General features: G+C 71.2%; 14 protein-coding genes and 1 pseudogene. 12 read left to right on the top strand and 3 right to left on the bottom strand.

Annotated elements, in window-relative coordinates:
* Positions 1 to 12: 12 nt before the first annotated feature.
* The gene (locus OV090_RS02370; protein WP_267701813.1) at positions 13 to 1,002 is read right to left on the bottom strand and encodes an MBL fold metallo-hydrolase; all 990 of its coding nucleotides are present in this window, start codon (positions 1,000 to 1,002) and stop codon (positions 13 to 15) included.
* A 277-nt stretch (positions 1,003 to 1,279) separates the two neighbouring features.
* Here OV090_RS02370 and OV090_RS02375 point away from each other — a divergent pair, with 277 nt between their 5' ends.
* The 9 genes and pseudogenes from OV090_RS02375 to OV090_RS02420 all read left to right on the top strand — a co-directional run bounded on the left by OV090_RS02375 (position 1,280) and on the right by OV090_RS02420 (position 16,476).
* Complete coding sequence (locus OV090_RS02375) at positions 1,280 to 2,239, top strand: fibro-slime domain-containing protein (protein WP_267701814.1); 960 nt, start codon at positions 1,280 to 1,282, stop codon at positions 2,237 to 2,239.
* Positions 2,240 to 2,549: 310 nt separating this feature from the next.
* The gene (locus OV090_RS02380; protein ID WP_267701815.1) at positions 2,550 to 3,104 is read left to right on the top strand and encodes a hypothetical protein; all 555 of its coding nucleotides are present in this window, start codon (positions 2,550 to 2,552) and stop codon (positions 3,102 to 3,104) included.
* 184 nt (positions 3,105 to 3,288) lie between these two features.
* The gene (locus OV090_RS02385; protein WP_267701816.1) at positions 3,289 to 4,956 is read left to right on the top strand and encodes a DUF4215 domain-containing protein; all 1,668 of its coding nucleotides are present in this window, start codon (positions 3,289 to 3,291) and stop codon (positions 4,954 to 4,956) included.
* A 1,003-nt stretch (positions 4,957 to 5,959) separates the two neighbouring features.
* Positions 5,960 to 7,357, top strand: coding sequence for a family 2B encapsulin nanocompartment shell protein (locus tag OV090_RS02390; RefSeq protein WP_267701817.1), 1,398 nt, complete (start codon positions 5,960 to 5,962; stop codon positions 7,355 to 7,357).
* Between the two features lie 81 nt (positions 7,358 to 7,438).
* On the top strand, positions 7,439 to 8,842 hold the full coding sequence (locus OV090_RS02395; protein WP_267701818.1) for a family 2B encapsulin nanocompartment shell protein: 1,404 nt from the start codon (positions 7,439 to 7,441) through the stop codon (positions 8,840 to 8,842).
* Between the two features lie 66 nt (positions 8,843 to 8,908).
* Positions 8,909 to 9,753 (top strand): annotated as a pseudogene (locus tag OV090_RS02400) (geranyl diphosphate 2-C-methyltransferase).
* A gap of 131 nt (positions 9,754 to 9,884) precedes the next feature.
* The gene (locus tag OV090_RS02410) at positions 9,885 to 10,994 is read left to right on the top strand and encodes a family 2 encapsulin nanocompartment cargo protein terpene cyclase (protein WP_267707054.1); all 1,110 of its coding nucleotides are present in this window, start codon (positions 9,885 to 9,887) and stop codon (positions 10,992 to 10,994) included.
* Positions 10,995 to 11,157: 163 nt separating this feature from the next.
* The gene (locus OV090_RS02415) at positions 11,158 to 15,633 is read left to right on the top strand and encodes a DEAD/DEAH box helicase (protein ID WP_267701820.1); all 4,476 of its coding nucleotides are present in this window, start codon (positions 11,158 to 11,160) and stop codon (positions 15,631 to 15,633) included.
* Between the two features lie 3 nt (positions 15,634 to 15,636).
* On the top strand, positions 15,637 to 16,476 hold the full coding sequence (locus OV090_RS02420) for a DNA-formamidopyrimidine glycosylase family protein (RefSeq protein ID WP_267701821.1): 840 nt from the start codon (positions 15,637 to 15,639) through the stop codon (positions 16,474 to 16,476).
* Between the two features lie 4 nt (positions 16,477 to 16,480).
* Here the strand turns inward: OV090_RS02420 and OV090_RS02425 are convergent, their stop codons facing one another.
* A complete protein-coding gene (locus OV090_RS02425; protein ID WP_267701822.1) occupies positions 16,481 to 17,809 on the bottom strand; it encodes an alpha/beta hydrolase in 1,329 nt (442 codons plus the stop codon).
* A gap of 62 nt (positions 17,810 to 17,871) precedes the next feature.
* On the opposite strand from OV090_RS02425, the gene OV090_RS02430 reads away from it, so the two are divergent.
* Positions 17,872 to 18,645 carry a helix-turn-helix domain-containing protein gene (locus OV090_RS02430; protein ID WP_267701823.1) on the top strand — a complete coding sequence of 258 codons (774 nt, stop codon included), beginning with the start codon at positions 17,872 to 17,874 and terminating at the stop codon, positions 18,643 to 18,645.
* Positions 18,646 to 18,707: 62 nt separating this feature from the next.
* Here the strand turns inward: OV090_RS02430 and maiA are convergent, their stop codons facing one another.
* Entirely contained in the window at positions 18,708 to 19,340 is a 633-nt protein-coding gene (gene maiA, locus OV090_RS02435) for a maleylacetoacetate isomerase (protein WP_267701824.1), read from the bottom strand.
* Between the two features lie 276 nt (positions 19,341 to 19,616).
* Between maiA and OV090_RS02440 the strand changes: the two genes are divergently transcribed.
* Together OV090_RS02440 and OV090_RS02445 are read left to right on the top strand one after the other, a co-directional pair.
* The gene (locus OV090_RS02440) at positions 19,617 to 20,114 is read left to right on the top strand and encodes a hypothetical protein (RefSeq protein ID WP_267701825.1); all 498 of its coding nucleotides are present in this window, start codon (positions 19,617 to 19,619) and stop codon (positions 20,112 to 20,114) included.
* Between the two features lie 342 nt (positions 20,115 to 20,456).
* A complete protein-coding gene (locus OV090_RS02445; RefSeq protein WP_267701826.1) occupies positions 20,457 to 22,130 on the top strand; it encodes a hypothetical protein in 1,674 nt (557 codons plus the stop codon).
* Positions 22,131 to 22,138: the final 8 nt, after the last annotated feature.

A 22,138-nucleotide genomic window follows, 5' to 3' on the forward strand; every position in this document is an offset into this window, starting at 1 on the left:
GCTCGACGTCCGCTACGGCTGCGACGTCGCCTCCGACCCCGCCGGCGGAGCCTCGCCCGGGCCTTCCGCCGGCCCCTCCGTCGCGTTCCCCGTCGCCATTCGGCGCCACACCGCCGGCAGCCCGATCTCGAGGAACACCGGGAAGCGATAGCCCTCGTAGCGGCGCTCGAGCGCCGCGCGCACCCGCAGCACCGCGGCGGGGTCCGGCGGCAGCGTCGGCTTCTCGGCCGCCACCAGCGACAGCACCGTCTGCAGGTACTCGCGCTGGTTCGCCACCAGCTCCGGCCCGCCCGAGCGGCCGCGGCCCGGATGCACGTGCTTCGGCTGCATCGCCTCGATCTCCGCCAGCCGCTGCAGCCACGCCTCGGGCTCGCCGATCTCGAGCCACGCGTGGGCCTTGTTGGCCACCAGGTCGCCGACGAACACGTGGTCCTCCCATTGAATCACCACGTGGGCCGGGCTGCAGCCTGGCCCGAGCACGTGCGCCTTCAGCTCGAGGCCCGCCAGCTTCAGCGTCGTCGTCGCCGCCCCGAAGCTGCGCGGCTGCGGCACCGCGGTCGGCCAGTCGGGCGCGTAGCGCTCGGCGAACGCCTCCGTGCGCTTCGCGAACACCTCGGGGATCTGCGCCAGCACCTGCTCGGCGGTCCACACCTCGATCCCGCGGGCCTGGAACGTCGCGGTGCCGTTGAACTTGTCGGGGTTCGCGTGCAGCACGATCGCCGCCACCACCTTCTTGCGGGTCACGCGCTCGGCCGCCGCGATGACCTCGGCCGCGACCGACGGCAGGAACTGCACGTCGATCACCACCACCCCGTCGGGCCCTTCGATCCAGAAGCTCGACGTGTCGAACGACCAGCCCGACGAGATGTACTGCCCGATCCGCCGCTCTGAAAGCGGCACCTCCACCCGGCCCGTCATCGGCGTCGACGAGTGGCTCACGCAGGCGAGCCCCGAGGTGACGAGCGACGCGAGGGTGACGAGCTGAAGCGCGCGAGCGAACATCGGCTGCGAAGGCTAGTGCCCTCGCCGCGCCGTGTCCACCGGCGGCGCGCATGTCTCGAAGGACATCCGCACGCGCCGAACCCTCCCACGGCCGCGCCCAGGCCCCATCTCCGGCCGGCGCGCGCAGCACCGGGCGCAGTCACGCCCGGGGTCCCCGGCTAGCGCGCCGCGTGGCTCTCGGGCCGACCGGGGCGAGCCCGCCCGGGCATCCCCGGGCGCCGCGCGGAGCGTCGCGTGGTATGAGATCGTAGGCTGGCCCAGCCCGCGCGGGAGTCTTATGCGACATGTCTTCAAGTACAGCTTCACCGTCTCTGCCCTCGTCCTCGCCGCCTCCGCCTGCGGCGACTCCGGGGCCGTTCAAGGCAGCTCCGCCACCGACGCGACCACCATCAGCAGCCTGAGCGCCGGCACCATCGAGCCGGGCACCACCGAGCCCGGCACCACCGACCCCGGCACCACCGATCCGGGCACCGCCGCGACCACCGTCGAGCCCACCACCGCCGAGCCCACCACCGGCCCCGTCGATCCCTCGACCACCACTACCACCACCGAGCCCGGCACCACCACCACCACCACCACGGAGACCAGCACCACCACCACCACCGGCGAGCGGCCGCCGGAGTGCGTCTCGGTGCTCAAGGCCACCGTGCGCGACTTCAAGGCGAGCCATCCCGACTTCGAGAGCTACGGCGGCACCGTCGACGGCCTCGTCCAGGCCGACCTCGGGCCCGACAAGAAGCCGGTCTACGCCCACGCCGGCGGCACCTCGGTCACCACCGGCCCGGCGGAGTTCGCCCAGTGGTACAACGACGTCGCCGACGTCAATCAATCGTTCGAGATCGAGATCATGCTGACCGAGACGATGCCCGGTCAATACACCTACCAGAACAACGACTTCTTCCCGATCGACGATCAGGGCTGGGGCAACCAGGGCAACAACCACAACTTCCACTTCACCACCGAGATCCACACCGACTTCACCTATGCGGGCGGCGAGGTGTTCACCTTCACCGGCGACGACGATCTGTGGCTGTTCATCAACGGCAAGCTCGCCATCGACCTCGGCGGCGTCCACGGCGCCCTCAGCGAGACCATCGACATCGACAGCAACGCCGGTTACTTCGGCATCCAGCTGAACGGCACCTACTCGATGGACATCTTCCACGCCGAGCGTCACACCACCCAGTCGAACTTCCGCATCGACACCAGCATCAACTGCTTCATCGTCCCGGGCTGACGTGAAGCTCGTCGATGCGCACTCGGCGTGGACGCAGCCTCGCCCCGGCGCTCGCGTCGCTCGGCGCGCGTCGGCTTGACGCCCGCGGCCCGCACGTACGATCGTCCCACTCATGCGGAGCCACGCCCCCGTCGCAGCCGTCCTCGCGCTGGTCGCCTGTGCGAGCGATTCGTCGCCCAGCCCCGCGTCGCCAAACCAGGCTCCTCCGGCGGCAGCGTCGGTCGCTGCGCTGGCCGACGCCGCGGCCCCGCAGACGCCTCAGCACTGGCTCGATCTGCGGCCGGGGCGCCACACCGCGGTCCCATTTGCGATGTCGATCCCGACGGAGCTCGCCGGCGTGCAGACGCGGTTCGTCCGGGCCGTGGCGACGCAGGAGGCCTGGGTGCAGCAGTACCTCGCGGAGCTGCGATTGCCGCCCGGCGCCCCGTTGCCGTACCACCCGAACCTCGGGGTGAGCGAGGCCGAGTACCAGCAGCTCCTCCATGCGTATGAGCACCCGATCGTCGTCGAGGCTGACAAGCGCGACCTCGAGGTCCGGATCGAGCGCGGCGCGTTGCGGTTCTCCGCGCCTGAGCCCCTCGCGGCCGTCGATCTGCTGACGCTCGAGGCTGGCGGCCGCGCGCGTTACGGCGACGACGTGGTCGTCGACGGTCCCGAGCGGATCGAAGGGCTGCAAGGGAGCTTCGGCACGTGGTCGGGCTTCGCCTGGCGGCACGACGCCTCGAGCCTCGTCTCGCGCACGATCGACGTCCTCGACGTCGAGCTGGGCCGAGTCGCTGGCCGGCGATTCCTCCACCTCGCCCGCCGACGCGGCGACGGCACCGCCATGACCGAGGCCACCGAGCTGTTGGCCTGGATCGATTGACGTCCGAGGTCTCCGTCCGCTTGCAATGTATGCCGCGAACGCCTCGTCCGCGGCCCGCTCTGCGCACGCGGGCCGGGTGGTCTCGCGCGCATCTGCCTGCGCGAAGCGCCGGGCGTCGGCGGCGCCGGCTCTGCGCTGCGAGGCGGCTCCCCGGCCTGCGATCCGTTCGCGTACCATCCCCCCCATGAAACTGTTTGTATGGGGGAGCAGGGGTGCATTTGCGACGGTGCTCGTCGCGGCGGGGTGCGGAGACAGCGGCGTCGCGGTCACCACCGACACGGCCACGACCGACACGGCCACGCAGGCGACGACCAGCGGCGACAGCAGCAGTGAGCCGGCCCCGACCACCGGCGTACCGACCACCGGCGACAGCACGCTCGGCACCGGCGACGCCACTGATTCGACCACCACCACCACCGGCGACACCACCACGACCTCGACCACCACCACCTCGGTCGACACCACCGACGCCACCACCACCTCGGTCGACACCACTGATTCGACCAGCACCGGCCCCGCCCCGTTCTGCGGCGACGGCGACGTCGACGACGGCGAGGCCTGCGACGACGGTCCGGCCAACGCCGACGACGGCAACTGCACCCTCGCCTGCGCCGAGGCCGTGTGCGGCGACGGCCTCGTCCACGCCGGAGTCGAGGCCTGCGACGACGCCAACGACGACGACGACGACGCCTGCAGCAACACCTGCGCCCTCGCCACCTGCGGCGACGGAGCGGTCCAGAACGGCGAGGCCTGCGACGACGGCAACGCCGACGACACCGACGCCTGCCTCTCCACCTGTCTCGCCGCCAGCTGCGGCGACGGCCACGTCCAGGCCGGCGTCGAGCAGTGCGACGACGGCAACGCCGACGACACCGACGCCTGCCTCTCCACCTGCCAGGCCGCCAGCTGCGGCGACGGCCACGTGCAGGACGGCGTCGAGGCATGCGACGACGGCAACCCCGACGACGGCGACGCCTGCCTCTCCACCTGCCAGGCCGCCATCTGCGGCGACGGCCACGTGCAGGCCGGCGTCGAGCAATGCGACGACGCCGACGCCGACGACAGCGACGCCTGCCTCGCCGATTGCAAGGCCGCCACCTGCGGCGACGGCGTCATCCACGTCGGCGTCGAGCAGTGCGACGACGGCAACGACATCGACGGCGACGGCTGCACCAGCGCCTGCACCGTCCCGACGACCTGCGAGGACCTGCAAGCGGCCGTGCCGATGCTGCCGAGCGGCGTCTACGTCGTCGACCCCGACGGCGTCGGTGTCCAGGCCGGCTACCCCGTCTTCTGCGACATGGTCACCGCCGGCGGCGGCTGGACCTTGCTCGAGCGCAGCCCGCTCGGCGCCCAGACCATCGGCAAGGCGCTCTACAACGACCTCCCCATCAACCCCGCCGACCCCGCCAACGCCCGCCATCGCCTGTCCAAGGCGCAGATGACCGTCCTGCGCGACCTCTCGGCAGACATGCGCATCGACTGCCGCGGCGACGACTATCTGCTGACCGCTGCCGGCAACCTGTTCAATGGTCAAGGCGGACCGAACAGCTGCTTCAATTGGTCGCAGGTGCTCTACAAGGAGGCCCGCCTCAAGGGCAACTTCGTGCAGAACAAGACCATCTGCACCTGGCACGTCGGCACCTCCGAGGGCTGCGCCGGCGCCTGGCACATCGACGAGGTGGCCCAGAACCAGTACGGCTGCGGCCTCGTCAACTACCCGTGGAAGGGCGCCGCGGTCGTCAGCCCCTCCGCCGACACCTTCGCCACCGACCCCAACACCCTCGACGCGGTAGGCCCGATCCACGACTGTCACAAGCCCGGCGCCGCCCGCTGGCTGATGGTCCGCTGATCGCCGGGTTTCCTGCCGAACGCCGTACCACGCGGCGTTCGGCCGGTCTCCTCAATGGGCCTCGCGCCGCCCCCACGCCCCGTCACATCGATCACACATTCGTAGCCGGCGGTGCCCATTGCGAATGGGGCCTCACGGTCGAGGTCGGCGCTCCTCGCCCGATTCCAATGATAGCCTGTCGCCCTCGCCCTCCGGGTCAGTCGGCCCGCACTCGCGGCGCCGCAGCCGACCCTCGACCACGCGCCCGGCCCGCAGGCCCATCGGCGGGGCGCGCGCCGCGTCCGCCTCGCGAATGCGCACCCGGCCCTCCGGCCGAGTCGCGGCGCCGCGCCCGGCTCGCCCTCGTCCGCGTTTCGTCGGACCTGGCCGCGACCTTAACAAAGGAGTTCGCCACCGCCGCGGGAACAGCGTACTGACCGCGCCCACGCGCCCTGGCGCGGCATTGCGCGTCGATGCGACAGTGCCGACCCGCGCCGTCGCATCGCGCGAGCGGTGCATTTGCCGCGCGGACACAATGGCCATTGCCAGCCCGCGGGCCGCGTGCGGGCCCGCGCGGCGCGGGAATCGGCACAGACCGCCGTCACGCCTTTCCGAACCCTCCCGCGTCGTCGCCAACCATGTGCATTTCGCCTGCGCTGCGAATCAGCCGCTGATCGGAATCGCCACTTCCTGCGCTCGTCGGGCCCTCCGCCCACATCGCGGCACCGGTAGCGAATAGAACACGCATCATTTCCCCGCATGGCAGTTCGGGGCTCGCTTCGAATCGCGCGACCCGGCGCAGCGTGGTTTTCCTGGCCCTCCGCGCGCTGGGTCGCGCATTCCTCAGTCACGAATGCATCGTTTAATTAATCTTCGTTCCCCGAAATTGTCTTGACGCCTCGCGATGACGGAGCGTAACCTCCGCCCGCGAGCTCGAACCGCGAAGGGCCGAATTTCGCCGACACGGCCCCCTGTCGAGCAGAATTGGAAAACGGCAGCAGAGCTGTCGGTGAAAAGGATAGTCATGTCGATCGCAGGAAAGCCGGGAAATGATCAGCAGACCAGCCTCTCGACGGCTGCAGCGCGCCAGCTCGCCACGACGACGAAGTCCCCGCCGCAGATGCAGGGAATCTCGTCCCGCTGGCTGCTCAAATTGTTGCCCTGGGTGCACGTCAACGGCGTCTTCCGCCTCAATCGTCGCCTGAGCTACGCCGTCGGCGACGGCCGCGTCACCTTCTACAACACCGGCGCCAAGATCCAGGTCGTGCCGCTGGAGCTGACCGAGCTGCCGCTGTTCCGCGGCTACGAGGACCTCGAGGTGCTCAATGTGCTCGCCGGCCGCTTCGTGCAGAAGGAGTTCAAGGCGGGCGACGTGCTGACGCAGAAGGGCAACGAGGCCAACGAGATGGTCCTCATCGCCCATGGCAAGGTCAACAAGATCGGCACCGGCAAGTACGGCGACGAGAGCGTCCTGGAGACCCTGGCCGACGGTGATCATTACTCGTACCAGGCGATCCTCGAGTCGCAGGACTACTGGGATTTCACCGCCAAGGCAGTGACCGCCGGCAGCGTCCTGACGCTGTCGCAGGCGTCCTTCGAGGAGCTGGTCGCCCAGCACCCGTCGCTGCGCAAGCACGTCGACGAGTTCAAGGCGCGCTCGCAGAAGAAGCAGGACAACAGCGGCCAGGCCGCGATCGAGGTCGCCTCCGGCCACTCGGGCGAGCCCGTGCTGCCCGGCACCTTCGTCGACTACGAGACCTCCCCGCGGGAGTTCGAGCTCAGCGTCGCCCAGACCGTCCTGCAGGTCCACACGCGCGTGGCCGACCTGTTCAACGACCCGATGAATCAGACGCAGGAGCAGCTGCGCCTGACCGTCGAGGCGCTGAAGGAGCGCCAGGAGCACGAGCTCATCAACAACCACGAGTTCGGCCTGCTGCACAACGCCGACCTCAAGCAGCGGATTCACACCCGCAGCGGCCCGCCGACGCCGGACGACATGGACAACCTGCTGGCGCTGGTGTGGAAGGAGCCGGCCTTCTTCCTCGCCCACCCGCGGACCATCGCGGCGTTCGGCCACGAGTGCAACCGCGCGGGCATCTACCCGACGCCGATCGACCTGGGCGGCCATCACGTCCCGTCGTGGCGCGGCGTGCCGATCTTCCCCTGCAACAAGATCCCGATCTCCGACACGCGCACCACCTCGATCCTGCTGATGCGCGTCGGCGAGAAGAACCAGGGCGTCATCGGCCTGCACCACAAGGGCATCCCCGACGAGATCGAGCCGAGCCTGTCGGTGCGCTTCATGGGCATCAACGAGAAGGCGGTCATCTCGTACCTGGTCAGCCTCTACTACTCGGCCGCCGTCCAGATCCCGGACGCGCTCGGCATCCTCGAGAGCGTCGAGATCGGCCGCGCCGACTGAGGCCCTCGTCGCACCCATCGGCGCTCCGGTCCTCGCGGCCCGGGGCGCCTCCGTCCGTGATGCCAGCCTGGAGACGTTGACATGTCGATTTTCGAGAAGTCCGGCCGTGATGGCGACGGACAGCAGCCGATGAGCCTCGGGACCCGAGCCGCGCGGCAGCTGGCGACGACCACCAAGACCCCGCCGCAGAACCAGGGGCGCACGCCTCGCTGGCTGTTGCGCTCGCTGCCCTGGGTCGACGTCACCGGTGGCACGTTCCGCGTCAATCGCCGCATGAACGTCGCGGTCGGGGACGGGCGGATCGAATTTACCAACATCGGCGCCAAGGCTCAGGTGATCCCGGCCGAGCTCACCGAGCTGCCGCTCCTGCGCGGATTCGCCGACGACGAGGTGCTCTCGCACCTCGCCAGCCGGTTCGTGCAGTCCGAGTTCAAGCCGGGCCAGCTCATCGCCGAGCGCGGCAAGCCGGCCGACCACGTGTACCTGCTGGTCCACGGCAAGGCCAACAAGCTCGGCGAGGGCCCCTACGGCGACGAGATCATGCTCGAGGTGATCGCCGACGGCGCGCACTTCGGCGATCACGCGCTCGTGCAGGACGACGACGCCTGGGACTACAGCGTCAAGGCGGTCACGCCGTGCATCGTCCTCGCGCTGCCGCAGACCGTGTTCGAGGAGCTGATCGGCCGCTCGGCCGCCCTGCGCGCGCACGTCGAGCGCTACAAGGAGCTGCTGAAGACCCCGCAGGACAAGCACGGCCAGGCGGCCATCCGCTTGACCGCGGGCCACCACGGCGAGGTCACCCTGCCGGGCACCTTCGTCGATTACGAGGCCTCGCCGCGCGAGTACGAATTGAGCCTCGCGCAGACCATCCTGCAGCTCCATTCGCGGGTGTCGGATCTGTTCAACGATCCGATGGACCAGCTCGAGGAGCAGCTGCGCCTGACCATCGACGCCCTGCGCGAGCGGCAGGAGCACGAGCTCGTCAACAACCGCGACTTCGGCCTCCTTCACAACGCCGACTACAAGCAGCGGATCAACACCCGCAGCGGCCCGCCGACGCCCGACGACATGGACGAGCTGCTGTGCCGGCGCCGCAAGACCCGGTTCTTCCTGGCCCACCCGCGGACGATCGCCGCCTTCCGCCGCGAGTGCACCCGCCGCCGGCTCGATCCGCCGAACGTCGAATACGAGGGGTCCATCGTCGCCGGCTGGCGCGGCGTGCCGATCCTGCCGTGCGACAAGATTCCGATCTCCGAGACGCAGACCAGCTCGATCCTCGCCATGCGCGTCGGCCAGGACGCGCAGGGCGTCATCGGCCTGTATCGCAGCGGCCTCCCCGACGAGCGCGAACCCGGCCTGTCCGTCCGCAGGATGGGCACCAACGAGAAGGCCGTCGCCTCGTACCTCGTCAGCACGTATTACTCCGCAGCGGTCCTGATCCCGGACGCGCTCGGGATCCTGGAAAACATCGAGATCGGGCGCTGAGCGCCCCCGCCGAGCGAGGCGCCACCTTGGGGCGCCTCGTCACAGTGCAACGAAAGAGAACCAACGATCACGAACACGCCCACCACGGCCAATAGCGTCCTGCGCAGCGAATACCAGAAGTCGGTCGCCAACTACTGGAACACCAACCAGAACGACCCCGTCAATCTTCTGCTCGGCCACGTCGACGGCTACTACCACCACCACTACGGAATCGGCGCCGTCAATTGGTCGGTGCTGGAGCAGCCCGAGGCCACGCGCGACGACGCCATCATCCGCGAGCTGCACCGCCTCGAGCACGCGCAGGCGGAGCATCTGCTCAAGAAGCTCGGCCCGATCAAGCCCGAGAGCCGCCTGCTCGACGCCGGCTCCGGCCGCGGCGGCACCAGCCTCATGGCCCACGAGCGCTTCAAGTGCCAGGTCGACGGCGTGTCGATCTCGGAGTACCAGGTCGGCTTCGCCAACGAGCAGGCCGCCAAGCGCGGGTACACCGACAAGCTGAAGTACCACTTCCGCAACATGCTCGACACCGGCTTCGAGACCGGCTCGATAGACGCCATCTGGACCAACGAGACCACGATGTACGTCGACCTGTACAAGCTGTACGGCGAGTTCTCGCGGCTGCTGAAGGACGGCGGGCGCTACGTCTGCATCACCGGCTGCTACAACGACATCACCGGCGCGACGCCCAGTACATCTGCAACATCCACCCGCGCAGCGAGTACTTCGAGGCGATGGCGGCCAACAACCTCGTCCCGATCGAGGTCACCGACCTGACCCCCGACACGATCCCGTACTGGGAGCTCCGGACCCGCTGCTCGGTCGCCACCGGCGTCGAGGATCCGTTCCTGCGGGCCTACAAGGAGGGCAGCTTCCACTACCTCCTCATCGTCGCGGACCGCATCGTCCGCTGACCATGACGGCGCCGGCCGGGGGTATGATCATACCTGCCGGCCGCTGCGATTTTCGCCGCCGCTCCTCGGCGGCCGCTGCAACAGAGGCGAGCGATGACTGAGGCCAAGCGCACGACGGACCCGAACGATGTATCCGCCCTCCTCGCCGGACCGACCGGCCTGGGGACGCACGCCGCTCGCCTCGCGCAGCTGCTGAATCGGGCCGCGCCGGCGTTCTCGACCCGCCGCAGCCGGCCCTCGATCCCGCGTACGCCTGGCGGCGCTGGGGCGACGGCAGCGGGTCGTCGCTGTACTGCCCGATCACCGAGCGCATCAACGAGCCGCTGGCCGACGAGGTCGACGAGCGGCTCGCGGTCTGGGCCAAGGACTGCGGCTTCGACGACGACGAGATCGTCAAGATCCGCAAGACCCGGTTCGGGCGGCTGGTGATGCTCACCCACGCCGATTGCGACGATCCGGACCGGCTGCTCATCGGCGCCAAGATGAACGCCGCGTGGTGGGCCGCCGACGACTACTACGCCGACGACAGCGCGCTCGGGGCGGTGCCGGAGCAGCTGCCGCCGCGCCTCGTCCTGGCGATGGCCGCCATGGATCCGCTGCCGCGCGCCGGCGAGTTCAGCGTCCCGCTCGAGCAAGCGATCGAGGCCGAGCGCGTGCTCGTCGCCCTGCGCTCGGGCCTCGAGCACATGGGCCGCTACGCCACGCACGAGCAGGTCCAGCGCACCTGCTACTCGACCTTCGCCATGTTCGTGTCGTGGAGCGCCTACGCGGCGTGGCGCCACACCGGCGAGTACCCGCCTGCCTGGAACTACCTGGCCGCGCGCCAGCACGACAGCTTTTACACCTCGATGACGCTGTGCGACGTCATCGGCGGCTACCGCCTGCCCCCCGAGCTCTTCTACGACGCGCGGATCCGCCGCGCCGCGTTCCTGGCCGGCACGACGGTCGTCCTCGTCAACGACCTCTACTCGGTGGCCAAGGACCTCGAGGACGCGAAGCCGCCGTGCAACATGGTCCTGCAGGTCGCGGCCGATCGCGGCTGCTCGATCGACGAGGCGACCGAGGTCACCGTCCAGCTCCACAACGACCTCGTCCGCGACTTCGAGGCCAGCCACCGCGAGCTGCAGGCCGTCCCCAGCGTCGAGCTGCAGCGGTTCCTGCGCGCCCTGCGGGCGTGGATGGGCGGCGCGTTCGAGTGGCACGACAGCAACCCGCGCTACAAGACCGGCCGCAAGCCGTAGGCCCTGCGCGCGTGCGCTGAATCGCCGCGCCGCGCGAGTGAGGAACAAGGGCGCCCCGCCCGCGCGCGCTCGGCATTCACGCCGCGCGGTCGATCACTACATTCACGGCTGGGCTCGCTGGCGGCGCTGCTTGCATGTGCAGCCATCTCGGCCATCTTCAGGCGTGACCGGCGATCCGCTCGCGTTCCTCCACCCGGCCGCCCGGGCGTGGTTCGAGGCCTGCTTTGACGCGCCGACTTCCGCGCAGGTAGCAGGCTGGCCGGCGATCGAGGCCGGCGAATCGACGCTGCTGCTGGCGCCCACCGGCTCGGGCAAGACGCTGGCGGCGTTCCTCGGCGCGATCAACCGCGTCATGTTCGCGCCGGTGCCGCCGTCGGCGGAGCGCTGCCGCGTGGTCTACGTCTCGCCGATCAAGGCGCTCGGGGTCGACGTCGAGCAGAACCTGCGCTCGCCGCTGGCCGGCATCGCCGCGACCGCGGACCGGCTCGGCATGACCGTCCACACGCCGACTGTGGCGATCCGCAGCGGCGACACCCCGCAAAAGGCGCGTGCGCACATGCAGCGCCACCCGCCCGACATTCTCATCACCACGCCCGAATCGCTGTACATGCTGCTCACCAGCGAATCGCGGGCGATGCTGCGATCGGTCGACACCGTGATCGTCGACGAGATCCACAGCCTCGTCGCCAGCAAGCGCGGCAGCCACCTCGCCCTCTCGCTCGAGCGCCTCGAGTGGCTCCGCGCCGGCGCGGAGCCGCTGCAGCGGATCGGCCTGTCCGCGACCCAGCGCCCGCTCACCGAAGTGGCGCGCTTCCTCGGCGGCTCGGTCGTCGACGGCGACGCGATCGCGCCGCGGCCAGTGACGATCGTCGACGCCGGCCAGGTCAAGCAGCTCGACCTGCGGATCGAGATGCCCGTCGAGGAGCCCGGCGCGAGCATCGAGGACGTCCCGCCGGCCGCGAACGAGGGGCCGACCGCGATCTCGGGGCTCCCGCGCTCCAACCTCACCGCCCTGCACCCGCGCCTCGTCGAGCTGATCCGCGCCCACCGCTCGACCATGCTGTTCGTCAACAGCCGCCGCCTCGCCGAGCGGCTCGCTGCGGCGCTCAACGAGGTCGCGGGCGAGCCGCTGGCGCTCGCGCACCACGGCTCGATGGCCAAGGACGTGCGCGCCGGGGTCGAGGAGCAGCTCAAGCGCGGCACCTTGCCGGCGATCGTCGCCACCTCCTCGCTCGAGCTCGGCATCGACATGGGCGCGGTCGACCTCGTGATCCAGCTGGCCTCGCCGCCGTCGATCGCCGCCGGCATGCAGCGCGTCGGCCGGGCCAACCACCACGTCGGCGGGCGCTCGCGCGGCGTCATCATCCCCAAGTTCCGCGGCGACCTGCTGCCGTGCGCCGCGGCGGCGCGGGCGATGCTCGCCGGCGAGGTCGAGTCGTCGCGTTACCCTCGCAACCCGCTCGACATCCTCGCCCAGCAGGTCGTCGCCGCGGTGGCGATGGACGACTGGGCCGCCGAGGCGCTGTACGACAAGCTGCGCGCCGCCGCCCCGTACGCCGAGCTGCCGCGCGACGCCTTCGAGGGCGTGCTCGACATGCTCAGCGGCCGCTACCCGAGCGAGGACTTCGCCGACCTGCGCCCGCGCGTCAACTACGACCGCGTCACCGGTCAGCTGTCGGCGCGCCACGGCGCCCGCCGGGTGGCGATCGGCAACGCCGGCAGCATCCCCGACCGCGGCCTGTTCGGCGTGTTCCTCGCCGGCAGCGGCGAGGGCGGCCGCCGCGTCGGCGAGCTCGACGAGGAGATGGTGTTCGAGTCGCGGATCGGCGACGTATTCGTGCTCGGCGCCTCGTCGTGGCGCATCGAAGAGATCACCCACGACCGCGTGCTCGTCTCGCCAGCCCCGGGCGAGCCCGGCAAGCTGCCGTTCTGGCGCGGCGACGGCCCCGGGCGCCCGCTCGAGTTCGGCCAGGCGATCGGCGCCCTGATCCGCGAGCTCGGAGCGCTGTCCGACGCCGACGCCGAGGCCCGCCTCGTCCAGCAGCACTGCCTCGATCCGGCCGCGGCCCGCAGCCTCCTGCAGTACGTGCGCGAGGAGCAGGAAGCAGCCAAGACCTTGCCGACCGATCGCACGATCGTCGTCGAGCGCTTCCGCGACGAGATCGGCGACTGGCGCGTCTGCATCCTCTCGCCGTTCGGCGCCGCCGTGCACGCCCCGTGGGCGATGGCGGTGCGCAGCGCCCTGCTCGAGCGCTACGCCGCCGAGCTCGACGTCGTCTGGTCCGACGACGGCATCGTGTTCCGCCTGCCCGAGGCCGAGCGCGCGCCCGACCCGACGCAATTCTTCCCGCGCGCCGACGAGCTCGAGGACCGCGTGGTCGCGCGCCTCGCCGAGACCTCGCTGTTCGCCACCCGCTTCCGCGAGAACGCCGGACGGGCGCTGCTGCTGGTCAAGCGCCGACCCGGCCAGCGCACCCCGCTGTGGGCGATGCGGCGCAAGTCGGCCGACCTGCTGGCCGCCGCCTCGCGCTTCCGCGACTTCCCGGTCGTGCTCGAGACCTACCGCGAGTGCCTGAAGGACGTGTTCGACCTGCCCGGCTGCGTCGACCTGCTGCGCCGCGTCGAGCAGCGCGCGATCAAGGTCGTCGACGTCGAGACGCGCAGCCCGAGCCCGTTCGCCGCGGCCCTGCTGTTCAACTACGTCGGCAACTTCATGTACGAGGGCGACGCCCCGCTGGCCGAGCGGCGCGCCCAGGCCCTGACGATCGACCACGCGCGTCTCAAGGCGCTGCTCGGCGAGGCCGCCCTGCGCGACCTGCTCGACGCCGACGCGATCGCCGAGCTCGAGGCGACCCTGCAGCGGCGCGCTCGCAAGCTCAACCACCCCGACGAGATCCACGACCTGCTGCTCGCGCTCGGCGATCAAGAGCGCGACGACCTCGTCGCCCGCGCCGGCGTCGCCGAGGACGAGATCGATCGCTGGCTGGCCGAGCTCACGCACACCCGCCGGATCGTCAGGGTCAAGCTCGGCGGTCGCTGGCGCTACATCGCCGCCGAGGACGCCGGCCGCTACCGCGACGCGCTCGGCGTCGTCTCGCCGCCGGGCCTGCCGGCAGTGTTCCTCGAGTCGGTCGAAGATCCGCTGGCCGACCTCGTCGCCCGCCACGCCCGCACTCACGGCCCGTTCCGCGCCGAGTGGCTGGCCCAGCGCTTCGCTGTCGGCACCGCCCTGGTCATCGGCGCGCTGCGTCGCCTCGCCGCCCGCGGCAAGGTCGTCGAGGGCGAGTTCATCCCCCGCGGCGCGGGCCTCGAGTGGTGCGACGACGAGGTCCTGCGCCGGCTCAAGCGCATGTCGCTGGCGCGCCTGCGCGAGGAGGTCGAGCCGGTCGAGCAGGCGGTGCTCGGCCGCTTCTCGCTCGCGTGGCAGGGCATCGGCGGCGAGCGCGAGGGCCCCGAGGCGGTGCTGCAGGCGATCGAGCAATTGCAAGGAGTCGCGATCCCGGCCTCGGTGCTCGAGGGCGAGGTCTTGCCGGCGCGGGTCGCCAACTATCGTGCCACCGATCTCGACGTTTTGTGCGGCGCCGGCGACGTCGTCTGGCGCGGCGTCCGGCCGCTCGGCCAGGCCGACGGCTACGTCGCGCTCTACCTCGCCGACGACGCCGCCTGGCTCACGCCCGACCCCACCCCGGCCGCCGGCGAGCTCGCCGCGCGCGTGCGCGAGGCCCTGCAGGCCCGCGGCGCCTCGTTCTTCGCCGAGCTCGTCACCCAGGTGCACGCCCCGACCGACGAACTACTCGAGGCGCTGTGGGACCTCGTGTGGGCCGGCGAGGTCACCAACGACACCCTCACCTGTCTGCGCAGTCGCCTCGCCGGCGGCGATCGGGGCCCGCGCCCGCAGCTGCGCTTCGGCGTCGACGGCCGCGGCCGACGCAGCGGCCCGCCGGGCAGCGAAGGTCGCTGGTCGCTCGTCACTCCGCGCCCCGTCGACGAGACCGAGCGCCGGGCCGCCCGCGCCCGCCAGCTGCTCGCGCGCCACGGCGTGCTCACCCGCGAGGCGGTCGCCGCCGAGGATCACGACGGCGGCTTCGCGGCCGTCTATCCTGTCCTCAAGGCCATGGAGGAGGCCGGCCGGGTGCGCCGCGGCTACTTCGTCGCCGGCCTCGGCGCGACCCAGTTCGCCCTGCCCGGCGCCGAGGATCGCCTGCGCGACGTCCGGGACATCGACGAGGACGCGCCCTTCACCGTCCTGCTCGCCGCCACCGATCCAGCCAACCCGTACGGCGCCGCGCTGCCGTGGCCGGATGTCCCCGAGGCCAGGTTCGAACGAGCCGCCGGCGCCCGCGTGGTCCTGCGCGACGGCCGGCTCATCGCCTTCCTCAGCCGCGGCGCCCGCTCGCTCGTCACCAACCTCCCCGACGCCGAGCCGGAGCGCGGGCGCGCCACCACGGCCCTCGCCGAGGCCCTCGCGCTGCTGCCCGAGGTCACCGGCCAGCGCTACGTCCTGCTCGAGCAGATCGACAATCAACCGGCCCCCGCCTGGCCACAGGTCGCAGCATTCACCGCCGCCGGCTTCCGCCCCACCCACGACGGCCTGATCCTGCGCCGCGACGAGCCGCGCCTCGGCGCGAGGAGGCGCTGATCCATGCCCGAGGGCGACACCCTCCACAAAGTCGCCGCCCGCCTGCAGGTGATGGTCGGCCAGGCCGTCACCCGCTTCGAATCGGTGATCCCGGAGCTCGCCCTCGTCGGCCGCACGATCACCGCAGTCGAGGCCCGCGGCAAGAACCTCCTGATCTGGTTCGACGGCACCCACGCGCTCTACACCCATTTACGCATGGAGGGCAGCTGGCACCTGTATCAGCCGCACAGCCCGTGGCGTAAACCCGCCACGGCCGCGCGCGCGGTGATCGCCACCGAATCGTGGCTCGCGGTCTGCTTCTACGCCCCCACCGTCGAGTGGCTGAGCGCCTGGGAGATCGAGCATCACCCCGTCCTCTCCGCCCTCGGCCCCGACCTGCTCGGCCCCGACGAATCGGACCAGCCCCTCGCCGAGGCCCTGCAACGCCTGCGCGCCGACCCGCGGCGCCCGCTCGGCGAGGCCATCCTCGATCAGCGAATCGTCGCCGGACTCGGCAACGTCTACAAGAGCGAGCTACTCTTCATGGAGCGGCTCGACCCGTTCAAGCCGGTCGGCGACTACGACGATGCGACGCTCCTGCGATTGCTCGCGGCCGGCCGCAAGTGGCTGCGCCGCAACCTCGTCGGCGCAGGCCCGCGCAAGACCCGGTGGGACGTCGGCCGCGCCAACACCTGGGTCTACAACCGCTCGGGCGAGCTGTGCCCGCGCTGCAACACCCCGATCGCCATGCGCCGCCAGGGCACCCTCGGCCGCACCACTTATTATTGCCCGCGCTGCCAGCAAGCGGGCGCCGGCGCCGAGCCCCCGCGCGGCCGCGTCCTCGTGCGCGGCCCGGCCCGCTGACGCCTCAATCGCGAATCAGCGCCCGCCAGCGCCCGCGGTCGTCCACGTATGCGACGATCTCCTCGATCGAGATCGCCACCCCGCGCAGCAGCCAATCTTCATTCCACGCCGGGTTCATCAGGTCGAACGGTCCCACCGCCGGACTCAACATCACCGTCTCGCCCTCCACTTCGAGGATCGTTCCCTCGTAGATCGTCCGATCGTCGAGCCGGAGCGCCACCCGCTCGCCCGATTCCTCCACCTGTGCCAGCCACGCGCGCCGACGCGTCGTCGCCGGCAGCACCTGCGGCAGCACGCGCACGCGCAGCTCCTCGAGGAATTCCTGGGGCCGGGTGAACGCCGCGAAGTGCCCCGCGTCGCGGATGGCCGCGAACTCCTTGTGCGGCGCCTCCACCTCGGCGAAGAACTGCTGCGCCGGCTCGCTCTGCGTGAACACGTCGTCGTCGCCCTGGAACAGGAAGAACGGCAGCTCGAAGCGCGTCCCCTCGCGGCGCACGTCGTAGCGAATGAACTCGCCGTACAGCTGCGCCGCCGAGAATTCCATCCCGCGCTGCAGGTCGAACACGTCGCGCAGCGTGTAGCCCGGCGCAGTCAGGATCGACGGCATCAACAGCGTCCGCCCCACCTCGCGCATGCGCGGGTCCGTCTTCAAGATCCATCGCTGCTTGCGCTGCCACGCCTGCAGGTCCCAGCGCCAGGGCTCGGCCCCGATCGCCTCCAGCTCCGCCACCCCGCGGCGGTTCCCCGCCTCGCGCAGGCGCGCCAGCGTCTGCGCGTACGACCGCGCCTCGTTGTCCCGCCCGACCCCGAAGTCGGTCGCCACGTAGGCCGCGAACAGGTCAGGCCGGCGGCGGGCCAGCGGCGCCCCGATCATGTTGCCCATCGAACCCGCCAGCAGCACCAGCGGCACCTGTAGACGCTCGCGCACGTGCTCCGCCACCCGGGCCGCGTCGTCGATCAGCCGCGCGAAGCTCAGCGGAGCGCAGGCCGCAGCGCCGTTGCGCCCGAACGTCTTGCCCGCCCCCGGCTGGTCCCACTGCACGATCGTGAACTCGCGCTCCCACGCCCGCATCACCGGCGTGAACATCGAGAACGGCGCCCCCGGCCCGCCGTGCAGCACCAGCAGCGCGGGGTTCGTGCGGTCCTCGCCGCGGATCCCGATCCACTGGTCGACAGACCCGACCCGCACGAACCCCTCCTCCACGATCCCCCCCGGCCCGGCGATCGCCAGCCCCTCCGCCGCCCGCCGCTGCCCCTGTCGCCGCCAGCCCAGACCTGCAGCCAGCGCCGTCGCGGTCACGCCCGCCGCGCCCGCCAAGATGCTCCCGATCATCTCGCCTCTCCTTCATTGTGTATCACGTACACAATTTTGTGTATGCTATACACAGTCCGTCCGTGCCCGTCAACAAGCCCGCCCGCAAGCCCGCCTCTCGCCCGCGCCGCCCGCCCGACCCGTTCGGCGAGCAGGCGCGCAGCGTCGACCTCCTGTGGGGCGAGCGGCAGCGCCCGACCCGGGGGCCGCGGCCGGGGCTCAGCGCCGAGAGCATCGCCCGCGCCGCCATCGCGGTCGCCGACGCCGAGGGCCTCGACGCGGTGTCGATGCAGCGCGTCGCTAGCGAGCTCGGCTTCACCACCATGGCCCTGTACCGCCACGTCCCGGGCAAGGACGAGCTCGTCGATCTCATGGTCGACATCGGCGTCGGCCCGCCGCCCGACCTCGCCGCCTCGCCGGGCTGGCGCGAGCGCCTGGCCGCCTGGGCCCGCGCGTTGTGGGCCGTGTTTCACCGCCACCCCTGGTCGCTCGCCGCCACCAACCGCCTGCGCGTCATGGGCCCGCTCGAGCTCGCGTGGGCCGACGCAGCCCTCGCTGCCCTCGCCGACACCGGCCTGCCCCCCGGCGAACGCCACCGCGCCTTCCTCGTCGTCCTCGGCCACGTCCGCAGCGCCGCCCAGTTCAGCGTCCGCAGCAACCGCGCCCGCAGCCTGTCCGGCCCGCAGTGGGCCGCCGCCACCGGAACCCTCGTCGCCCGCGACCCGGCCCGCTTCCCGGCCCTGCAGGAGGTCCTGAGCGCCGGCACCGGCCCCGGCGACGGCGACGGCCTCGAGTTCGGCCTCGGCGTCGTCCTCGACGGCATCGCCGCCCTCGTCGCCCGCCGCGCCCAAACCTGACCCTCTCGCCATGACCGAAGGAGCATGCCCATGCAGACATGCCCAAAAGAACATGTCCCGAGTTACCGCGGCGCGTCCGGCTGCAATTCCGCGTGGCTCACTTTAAAAAATTCCAGCTCGACGCAGTTCGCCTCGACGCGCAGCAGCGTCGGCAGCCCCGTCACGTCGACGCCGAACCGACGGGCGAACGCCAGCTGGGGCACCAGCGCCAGGTCGGCGAACGACAGCGCATCGCCGACGCTGAACCGCCCGGCCAGGGGCCGCGTCATCGCCTCGAGCGCCGCCAGCCCCGAACCGACGAACCGGTGAATCCACGCCCTCGAATCAGCCCCGAGCGACTCCACGTGCCGCTGCACCCCCGTGTTTTGAAGCGGCTGGATCCCCGCGTTGATCACCTCCGTCAATTGCCGCACCCGCGCGCGCGCCAGCGGCTCGCGCGGCAGCAGCGGCGGCGTCGGCCAGCGCTCCTCGAGGTATTCCAGGATGGCTATCGACTGCGTCAGGTACAGCCCCGCCTCGACCTCGAGCACCGGCACCTGCGCCATCGGGTTGAGTCGGCGGTGCTCGGGCGAGTGCTGCGCCCCCGCCCCGGTCAGCAGGTCGACCGCCACGGTTTCGTAGGTCAAGCCCTTGTACGCCAGAGCGATCCGCACCCGCCAAGTCGCCGTGCTGCGCCAAAATCCGTGGAGCTTCATGGGCGGCACGATAGCCCGGGTCCGCGGATCCGACCACTCACCGCGCGCGCGTGAATGGAACGAGGCCGGTCGGCGCGAACTTGAAGCAGGGGCCCTGAAGCGCCCGCACGGTTGCCGCAGGTCCGCTCGACCGGCGGCGCGACGGCGAAAATGTGCGTCACCGGCAATTGTTTGGCCCCGGCCGAGCACCTACCGAACAAAGGCGCTCGTCATCATGGGGTCGGCGCGCATCGCCGGTCCAGGCGCCCTGCACTCATCTTTCTCAGGAGTTTACCCATGCAACGACATCTACTTCTCATCGGATCTGCCCGGCGTGCCCGGGCTTCGGCGCTCGCCGGGCTGTTCGCCGTGGCGCTCGCCGGCTGTGACGACCCCGCGCTGGAGGCCGAGCTCGCGGCCGAGGACGCCGAGCTCGCCGACGACGCCGAGGACGCCGAGGACGCGCCCGCGGGGCCGGCCCGCGACGAGCTCGCTCTCGCCGCGGCCGACGAACCGTCGCTCTATCCGCCGGAATCGGTGTGCTGCTCGATCGACTGGCAGATCCTGTTCCAGCCGCGCGTTCGCCTGTCGACGATGAGCGCGGAGGGCTGCAGCGTCTACAATTGGCCCCCGTCGGTCACGGCGCGCGTGGCATGGACGGTGTATCACACGGGAGGGTACGCGCCGCGCAATGGCCTGTCGGCTTGGATGGCGCCCAATACGGTCACCTTCGTGCCGCTGTCGGGCGAGAGCGCGCTGTACTCCTCGTATTGCACCGCCTACACGATCGATTAGCCGAGCCACCGCCCGGGAATCAGCGGCCTCCAGACCGACGCAGCCGCTCGCTCGCCCTCCATCGAGGACGAGCCGGCGAGCTCCCGGCGCCGACCGATCGCGTAGTGCCGACGACGTCGCCCGGCTTCGCAAGCGCGCGCCTCAGCCCCGCGCACCTCGTGGTCCACATCCGGCCGTCGGTCCGGCCATTCCGCCGTGATTCGCCGCGGCGATCGTCCGCGCTCGCCCGCGCCGCGCACATCCGCGCCGGGGGCCCATGGCCCCGCGCGCCTCGCCGCGTGATCGGCTACGGTGCCGCGCGGAGATTTTTGTTCAATGACGCCAGTGCTTCGACTGCCCACAATGGGGCTCCTCGCCGCCGCCGCGTGCCTCTGCGCGGCCTGTCCCGGCGATTCCGGCGCCACCACCGACACGGCCGCCGGCACCGACCCGACCACCGATTCGGGCCCGACCACCGGCGCACCGACGGGAGTCGCCACCGACGATCCCGCGCCGACCTCCTCGACCACGAGCGAGCCGCCGGACACCACCGACGGCCCGACCACGGACCCCACTGACGGCCCCGTCACCACGACGACCGCCACCGACGAGACGGAGACCGGCGACACCACCACCGGCGGCCAGACCGTGAATGTCGTCGTCCACCTGATCCCGCAAGAGGGCGTCGGCGGCGAGCAGCGGATCAACTTCGCGGTCCCCCTGGCGCCCGGCGTCCTCGCCGACGACACCCAGGTCCAGGTCCACCACGCCGGCACCGAGCTGGCCACCGCGCTCCGCGGCCTCGCGCGTCACCCCGACGGCAGCTGGCGCAGCGTGCAGATCCAGCTCGACCTCGCGATCGAGGGCGAGACCGACCTCGACGTCGCCCTCAATGCCGCCCCGGCCGCCGGATCGATCAACCCGGTCCCGGTCGCCGACACCCTCGTCGACACCGGCCCGAACGTGTGGGCCTTGCTGCCGGCCGAGTGGCTCACGTCCAGCAAATTCGCCGGTCCGCTCGGCACCACCGCCGCCGCCGAGGGCACCCCCGGGCAAGCCTGGGCCGACAAGTGCGACTACGACGAATGGAACGTCGAGGCATTCCTCGGCGCCAACGACTCCGCCGACGTCTGGCTGTACGATCGCGGCACGACCCACTGGCGCGGCCACGCCCGCCGCGGCGACCTCTCGACCCTGCGCTCCGCCTACCTCGAGACCACCATCTACCGCGACGGCCTCAGCGGCCAGGGCCCCGACACCGCCATCGGCGTGCCCGGCAAGACCGGAGACGCCAAGTACTATTATACGCAGAACATGGCCCTGCATTACCTCATGACCGGCGACGACCGCTTCCGCGAGAGCGCCGAGGACGTCGCCGAGGCCTACGCCGACCTGTGGGACCCGGTCTACGAGGGCGGCGCCAGCTTCTGGACCGAGCGCCACGCCGGCTTCGGCCTGCTCGCCTACGTGTGGGCGATGAACGTCTCCGACGACCAGGCCCAGCAATTCCGCGACCTCGCCGACGACGCGGTCACCGCCTACCTCGACGTGCAGGCCAGCTACCCCCCCGGCTACGACGACCCCGACGCCCGCTGCTTCGCCCACACCGACGTCGCCGCCGACGAGGAATTCGGCTTCTGGGGCTGCTCGCCGTGGCTCAGCGCCATCCTGGCCGACGGCCTCGAGCAGTACGCCACCGAGTCGCCGGGCGCCCAGGCCGACGCCGCGCGCGCCTCGATCGTCAAGCTCGGCCGCGTCATCGCCCGCGACGGCCTCGACCCCGACGGCAAACCCTTCTACTGGATGGGCGTCGGCGACGGCAACGGCGCGGTCGACGACTACGACGAGCACTGGGGCGAGAGCGCCTACGTCATCGCCATGGCCTACTACCACGACGGCGCCGCCGACCCCGAGCTGCGCCAGACCGCCGAGGACCTGGCCGCCGGCTTCGGCGACCTCGGCGAGGTCCCGCACATGCGCAGCTTCAACTGGCAGTGCCGCTCCGCCGTCGCCACCCCGTGGTTCCTCGCACAATGATGGTACCT

The sequence above is a fragment of the Nannocystis sp. RBIL2 genome (assembly GCF_026626745.1).
GTDB lineage: Bacteria > Myxococcota_A > Polyangia > Nannocystales > Nannocystaceae > Nannocystis.